Raw genomic sequence first — 7,192 nt, forward strand, 5'->3', positions numbered from 1 at the left:
TCATCACCATGAGCCTGATCATTCCGCTGGCGACGCTGCTGATCGGCTATGCGGCAAACTATTCGCAGGAATTGGAAAACGAGGTGCCGCTGCGCTTCCGCCTGTTCGGCTTTCGCGAACAAAGCATGCTGGGCGCAAAAATGATTGCCAACCTGATCTTCATGACAATCGCCCTCGCGATCTATACTGTTGCGGACTATCTTTTGCTTGATATTCAGGTGCCGCAGCTTTCCTCCGCGCTGATCCTGATCGCCGCGCTTTACGTCCTTGCTGTCATTTTGTTCGTGCTGGCACACGCGATCGCCTCCCTGACCGGAAAGTTCGGCCCCACCTATGGTATCACAATGACCTTATATTTTGGTTTTATGGTGATCTGCGGCATGATGGGCGTAAGCGTCGACCGCCTGCCCGAAGGCTTGCAGGCCGTGGCCAACGCTTTGCCCATGACCTATATCAGCCGCGATTTTGCGGGCTTCTGGCAGGGTGGAAGCTATGATTTCACACCGCTGCTGTTGTCCTTCCTTCTGCTTGGCGTGATCGCCTGCGCGTTCCTCTTTGCAAGCATCTGGAAAAACAAACGCAAGATCAGCTGAGACAATAGATCCTGATTGCCTCGCTCATAAAGGCGGCAAGACCGGGGGCGTGCGCGTCGATGTTTTTTGCGAAACGTTCGTCCGCCGTGTACATCTGCCCTAATCCCGCTAAGATGTCGTTTGTGCAGGTATAAAAGTACTTTGTAATATACGCCTGCCACTGCCTGACTGCCTGCTGCGCCCCTTCGCTGCCCGCACCTTCGTCCATATGGCTTGCAAACTGCCGGTAGATTTCCGCAGCTTCATTATGGATCGTTTTCCACTGCTGCTTTGAGTACTGTGCCGTCTTCTGTTCGCTTTGCGCATATGCGTCGGTATTCCCCCAGCGCTCACGCGCCTCTTTGGCGTATGCCCTGCGCTGCGCTTCTATCTGTGTTTCATCAAATTCTGTAAAGCTCATTGTTTTTTCTCCTTTCAGTATACGGTCTACAAGGCCGATGAGCGCATCCAAGCGCTCGCGCTTCATCAAAAGCAGCTTGCGGTGCTTTGTGAGCGCGTCTGCCTCGTCAAAGGAGTCGCTTGCGAGAATGCCCCGGATATCCTTAAGGGCAAAACCAAGCTCGCGGTAAAACATGATCTGCTGCAGGCGGCTGATCGCCGTATCGTCATACAGCCGATAGCCCGCGTCCGTTACTTCGCTGGGAAATAGCAGACCGATCTGGTCGTAATAGTGCAGCGTGCGCACGCTGATCCCCGCGCATTGCGAAACCTCATGTACTGTTTTCATGCCGCGCCTCCTTTGGTATATTCTTATCCTATACTATGACATAACGTCAGGGTCAAGTAAAATTTTTTTAGATTTTGATGGGCAGCAGCATGGCAGGGTCTGTTTCGACCGCGAACTCTGTCATATTGACCCAGTAGCGCTTGGGCATCATGCTCATGCGGCAGCGCGGATTTTCACGTTCCTTGATGGCGATCGTATCATAAAACATTTTCCACAGTCTGCGAAACTGGCGTTCCTCCTCGCTGGGGGCGGGCATATTGAAATTTTCGACCGGATTGATCCGGATGCTCCCTTTTTCGTAGGTGAGCGCCATCTGGTGCGTCGTATCATAAATTAAAAACGCCTCGTTGGGGAAACGCTCCACAAAATGCTGCCCCAAAAACGGCAACACAAAATTTTTCGGCGTAATTTGCGCCGCAAGCACCTGATCATATACGGAAAAGCGGATGAATTCCTTTAAGAGGTGCGTCTCGTTCCCGAGGCGCTTCACCGCCTTAAAAAGTACGTTCACCACGTCGTCCGATAACAGCCGCATGACCTTTGCGCCCATGCGGAAGCCCTTGTGCAGGAACAAAAGGATATATCGCTCTTTCCCCGGCAAGCACGTGAGGTAGGCGCGCCGGATGAAGGAAAGCGCCTCTGCATTGATCTTTTTGGGAATGGACACAAGCACGCGCTTTGCCTTTTCCTCGTCCGTCAATATCTCCTTTTCCGCAAACAGGCTCATCTGCCCTGCGTCCGGCCCGTTGATCTCCTGCGGAATCTCTTTTTTCTCAAAGCTTTCGAACACGCAGGTAAGAAGCCCGTCAAAGCTCCCGTCGTAGCGGTAATTTACAACTGTCCCGTCAGGCATTTCTGCATCTCCTCCCCCAATAGTCCGCTTTGCTCAAACAGCGAAAGCTGCTTGCTGCCATTGGGGCAATACGGGCTTAGCTTGTATTGCGCAAGCGTCTTTTTGGACATCATGGAAATGAGCACGTCCTCCTGCGTAAAGCGTGTGCCATCGTGCATTTTTCCGCCGCAGGTAAGGAAGTATTTCGCGCGCTTCAATACAACGCCCAGCTTTTTGAGCCCGTCGAAATTCAGTGAGCATGCGCGGCGCGCGTACAAGATGCGCTTTGCGCTGCGTACGCCGACGCCCGGCACGCGCAACAGCTCCTCGTAAGGCGCGCGGTTGACCTCTATGGGGAAGCGGTCCATATTATGCAGCGCCCAATTGCATTTTGGATCGATGAACGGGTTGAAATTCGGATTTTTTTCGTCCAGTATCTCACTTGCGGTAAACTGGTAGTACCGCAGCAGCCAGTCCGCCTGATATAATCTATGCTCACGCAGCAACGGCGGCTTGGTATCAAGCGAGGGCAGCAGGGTGTTTTCCACCACGGGGATATAGGCGGAAAAAAACACGCGCTTCAACTGGTATTTTTTATATAAGCCCTCTGTGAGGTTCAGGATCTGGAAGTCCGTTTCGGGCGACGCGCCGACGATCATCTGTGTGCTTTGCCCCGCGGGCACGAATTTGGGCGCATGCTTATATACTGTGATTTCTTGCTTGTTTTCCCTCTTGCGGTCGCGGATAAATTCCATTGGCTTTAGCACCGCGTCCTTTGTTTTGTTGGGCGCGAGCAGCTTCAGACTGTCTCCCGATGGCATTTCGATGTTGACGCTCATCCTGTCCGCCAGCATACCCAGCCGCTCGAGCAGGTCGGGCGACGCGCCGGGGATCGCCTTGGCGTGGATGTAGCCGTAAAACTTGTAGTCCTCACGTAAAATGCGCAGCGTCTCGATCATCAGCTCACACGTATAATCCGCGCTTTTGACAACGCCTGAGCTCAAAAATAATCCTTCGATATAATTACGTTTGTAAAAATGAATGGTCAGGTCTGCAAGTTCTTGCGGCGTGAACATCGCGCGCGGCACATCATTGGAAACCCGGTTGATGCAGTATGTGCAGTCATATACGCATACGTTGGTCATCAGCACCTTGAGCAGCGAAATACACCGTCCGTCCGCCGCGAAGCTGTGGCAGATACCGCAGGCGACAGAGCTGCCGATGCCGCCCGGGCCTGCTTTCCTGTCTACGCCGCTCGACGTACACGCAACGTCGTATTTTGCCGAATCCGCAAGGATCTCTAGCTTGCCAAAAATGTCCATACCGCACACGCCTTTCGTCTTTGTTTTACCAGTATAGCATACGGCAGTGCCAAAACAGGTCAACATAAGAATATTTAATAAAAGCGGTCAAGTGCTTGTACGAACGAGTTAGACGGCGCGCTGCGCGTCTGTTGTTTGAAGTGCAGTACAAATACTTGTCGCTTTATGCAAAAAACCGCCTTCGAAAAGACGGTTTTATCTGACTGGCACTTTTATTTACGCATGGTGTAATTCCCCGTGATGGAGCCGACCGTTGCTTTTTCATCGATATACAGCGCGCCGTTGCAGTCTACGTTTTTGATCTCGCAGCGTGGCCCGATCGTGATGTCCCTGCCGTTCACCGTATGAGCCCAAACGCCTTCCAGCTCTACAGTCGTCGCCTCGATCATGCTGATCTCGCTCTTTTTGTTAAATATTTTGACAAGCGCAAACCCGACCACATTGCCTCTGGATTTGATAGAAACCCTGTCCCCTACGATCTCACCTGCGGTGATATAGCCGTTTGCCTCGATCACATCCGCCGATACTTCCCCGCTTACTTCGATCATGCCGTCGCAGTGTATCTCCTCTGCCTCGACCCTTCCGTTTTTCACGGTGAGCATGCCGTCTACGTCAAGCTTCTTTGCCTCCAGGTTTCCTTTGAGCTTTGCCATGCCGTCGCAGTCAAAGAGCCCCGCTTTTATATTTCCATCGCATTGGAACGTACCGTCGATCTCAATACTTTCCACCTCGATATCGTCCGTGCATTTTCCCACGCCGTCGATCTTCAAGCTGCCGAATTTCCCGCCGTCGATCGTTCCCACGCCATTGATCGTAAACCCACTCATATGCTTTCCTTTGACATCCATAACTTTCTCCCTATTTCCATTTATCCTTATGATTTACTTTTAATTTTCCCGCCCATTCGTCCATGGGCCACGCTCCCAAAACGGTGATGTCATCACCAAACAGCAGTGTTCCCTGTGCAAATACGATATGATATTTTGCTTGTGCCTGAAAGATCACACACACAAGCCCTGCAATTTTTGCCCTGTGCAGCGCCGTCGCTCCGCCTTTGAAAAGCTCTGCGCGTTCTTTTGCGGGTATCTCTGCCGCCTGTGATAGTATCGCCAGGAGGGCAACTTGCGAAAAGCCGTAGCTTTCCTGATGGCCTTCCAGCACATCGAGCAGTTCTGTGCTGATCTCTCCGACCTCGCGCAGCTCCCCGACGGAAATCGTCGTCCCCGCTTCCTCAGGCGAAAACATGCGCGCCAGCTCCTCCATCGAGTGTCCGTCCTTAAGCTCTAAGATAGACTGTACCCGGCTTAGTATCTGCTCCCGCGGGAAGAAGGTCTCCTGCCCGGTGTAGGAAGACTGTTTCACAAACCATTCGTCAGGGATCAGCCGCTGCCGTTTCCAGCGGTAAAGCTGCCCGTAAGATATTCCCGTCTGCGCCAACAGGTCTTTTTTTGATATCAGATTCAATGTTGTCGCTCCTTTCTGTGTAACATTGTTACGTTTTATACATCACAATATAACATAACATTGTTACGCAGTCAAGCAAAAAAAATACGAACGGTTGCCCGTCCGCATTCTTTGTTATTCAAAACCGATCGTCTGTCCCCGCTGCATAGGGCTTATGACGCGTCCTGCATGCCGGATATGCGCTCCCTCAAGCGCATGCGCCGCGCTTGTTGCGTCCCTGCCGTAGTGCATGGGGATCACCATCTTTGCGTCCACCGTTTCCATGAAATAAGCAATGCCCCGAAGCTGGTCGCGTTCTAAGCGCGGGTCTACAGGTACAAAAGCGATATCGATTTTCTCTTTTGCGAGCCTATCGATCTCACGCTTATAGTCGTCGCCCATCTTCGCGTTCCAGCGCGGGTCTTCGCCTTCCCAGTGCCACCAGTTGAGGTCTCCCGCGTGGTAGATATGAAGGCCGTCCACCTCCACCAAAAATGCGACGCCCTCGTCTGTGGAGCGCAGTGTTCTAATATGAATCCCGTCGATGTCGTATGCCTCGTGTGGTTTCAAGGCGTATGCCTCTTTTGGCGCGCGCACATCATCCGATACGATATAGCGGATGTTTGGGATGTAGCCCGCCCATTTGAATATTCCTGTGCTATAGTGGTCGCCATGAGCGTGGGACACAAACACCACTACATTTTCGCCGGCAAGCTCTGCCGGATCGACCGCGCCGCCCATAAGCCCCTTTTTTCCCTGTGTCGCCTTCATGTTCCAGCAATCGAAGATCAAAAAATGACCGCTTGTTTTCACTGCGAAACCACTGTTATCAAGATATGTAATCTGTGCTTTCAATATCTTCTGTTCCTTTCCCTTTTCCTTTGACAAATACCTTCTTTTATTATACGATAAATTCAAGGAAAAAGCATTGGGGGGATTTTGAATATGTCGCTTGATCTAATCATCAACACCAATTTGATCCCTTTCATAGGCGCAATATTGTTGCTTGCTTTTGCCTGCATGAATCCCTTGTTCGACAAGCGGCAAACAAGGCTTTTTATGATTGCCGCCATCATCAACCTTGTAATGCTAGCGGCAATCTCTGCCGATTATGTATTTGCCAAACTTGACTACGACGGCATGTGGGCATGGCGGCGCGTCACTTCATTTTTGAATTTTGCGGCTTGTCCGCTCATCCCGTTCCTGCTGCTTAAAATTTTTGAGCGCGAGAAGGTCAGCCCTTGGTATAATGTCCCCTTGATTGCAAATGCAATACTTTGCTTTATCAGTATCTTTGTCAATTTGATATTTTTTATTTCGGAAGAAAACACCTATGGTCGCGGGCCTCTTTTCTTTGTCCCATTCATCACGGCAATCATTTATATTGTGCTTTTGATCATCAAGCCCGTAACTAAGCATGCAAAAAGCAGAGGGATGGAACGCATGTTTTTGTTTGCTATCATCGGTTTTTTGGTTCTGTGCATGTTTTTTGAAGTTGCGCTCGGTTACCGTTTTCTGGCGTGGGATTGCTCGGTGCTCGGGCTGATCCTTTACTACCTGCTGCTTACCATCCATTGCTTTATTGTCGATCCGCTCACTGGCGCATACAACCGCCTTCCTTATTCACGCAGGCTCGCAGGGCTGGGCGGACGGTCGCATTACCTGATCGCGATCCTTGATATCAATGATTTCAAACAGGTCAACGACTTGTACGGACATGATGCGGGCGACGTTTTTTTGATCAAATTTGTACAGATCGTAAGCAGGCATTTACCCAAGGGCGCGACGCTTTACCGCATCGGCGGGGACGAATTTTCCATTCTTTCGAAGAATATGGATCGCGCAAAGTTTGCGTCTCACTTAGAAGATGCGCGTGAGGAAGCCGGCAGACATGATATTTCCTTCGCCTGCGGTATCGCGGAGTACCATCCGCATCACAATATTGACGACGTGCTCAAACAGGCGGACAGCCTGATGTACCAAAACAAAAGCGAGATCAAGGCGCACAGCGTCTGACATACATTATTTTGACTGATAAGGAGTATTTAACTATGCGTTGTGAATGCGCGGAGTGCGGGGCTTATATGGCGCACGCGGAGGATATGAAGATGGGCTGCATCTGTCCTGCCTGCACGGCGCGGTGTACGGCATGCCTCGGAACAAACACACTGCTCAGCAAAGAGCAGTTGCACGCCCTCAAGGACGACCCGTTCTTTGAGCGGCAATTCGTCACAGAGGAAGAAGACGAATCCCTTTAGGATTTCCCAAACCAAAT

The 7,192-nt window shown here is 51.2% G+C and carries 9 protein-coding genes; 3 read left to right on the plus strand and 6 right to left on the minus strand.

Features of this window, described 5'->3' with window-relative positions; genetic code table 11:
• Positions 1-593: ABC transporter permease (locus tag VB081_RS13170; RefSeq protein ID WP_323401239.1), on the plus strand; the 593-nt coding region annotated here is incomplete at its 5' end.
• Here VB081_RS13170 and VB081_RS13175 read toward each other — a convergent pair.
• From VB081_RS13175 to VB081_RS13200, 6 genes are all read right to left on the minus strand, one after another.
• Complete coding sequence (locus VB081_RS13175) at positions 586-1,320, minus strand: MerR family transcriptional regulator (RefSeq protein ID WP_323401240.1); 735 nt, start codon at positions 1,318-1,320, stop codon at positions 586-588. The genes VB081_RS13170 and VB081_RS13175 overlap by 8 nt on opposite strands.
• A gap of 67 nt (positions 1,321-1,387) precedes the next feature.
• Positions 1,388-2,173, minus strand: coding sequence for a TIGR03915 family putative DNA repair protein (locus tag VB081_RS13180; protein ID WP_323401241.1), 786 nt, complete (start codon positions 2,171-2,173; stop codon positions 1,388-1,390).
• Positions 2,152-3,474: a putative DNA modification/repair radical SAM protein gene (locus VB081_RS13185; RefSeq protein WP_323401242.1), complete on the minus strand. Its 1,323-nt coding sequence runs from the start codon at positions 3,472-3,474 to the stop codon at positions 2,152-2,154. The genes VB081_RS13180 and VB081_RS13185 overlap by 22 nt, the downstream gene beginning before the upstream one ends.
• A gap of 212 nt (positions 3,475-3,686) precedes the next feature.
• A complete protein-coding gene (locus VB081_RS13190) occupies positions 3,687-4,322 on the minus strand; it encodes a hypothetical protein (RefSeq protein ID WP_323401243.1) in 636 nt (211 codons plus the stop codon).
• A 10-nt stretch (positions 4,323-4,332) separates the two neighbouring features.
• Positions 4,333-4,938 (minus strand): DUF4004 family protein, encoded by a 606-nt coding sequence (locus VB081_RS13195; RefSeq protein ID WP_323401244.1) that lies wholly within the window; start codon positions 4,936-4,938, stop codon positions 4,333-4,335.
• Between the two features lie 114 nt (positions 4,939-5,052).
• Positions 5,053-5,805: an MBL fold metallo-hydrolase gene (locus tag VB081_RS13200; RefSeq protein ID WP_323401245.1), complete on the minus strand. Its 753-nt coding sequence runs from the start codon at positions 5,803-5,805 to the stop codon at positions 5,053-5,055.
• A gap of 57 nt (positions 5,806-5,862) precedes the next feature.
• Here VB081_RS13200 and VB081_RS13205 point away from each other — a divergent pair, with 57 nt between their 5' ends.
• Positions 5,863-6,933: a diguanylate cyclase domain-containing protein gene (locus VB081_RS13205; RefSeq protein ID WP_323401246.1), complete on the plus strand. Its 1,071-nt coding sequence runs from the start codon at positions 5,863-5,865 to the stop codon at positions 6,931-6,933.
• Positions 6,934-6,968: 35 nt separating this feature from the next.
• Positions 6,969-7,175 (plus strand): hypothetical protein, encoded by a 207-nt coding sequence (locus VB081_RS13210; RefSeq protein WP_323401247.1) that lies wholly within the window; start codon positions 6,969-6,971, stop codon positions 7,173-7,175.
• Positions 7,176-7,192: the final 17 nt, after the last annotated feature.

The sequence above is a fragment of the Christensenella sp. genome (assembly GCF_034927525.1).
Classification (GTDB): Bacteria; Bacillota; Clostridia; order Christensenellales; family Christensenellaceae; genus Christensenella.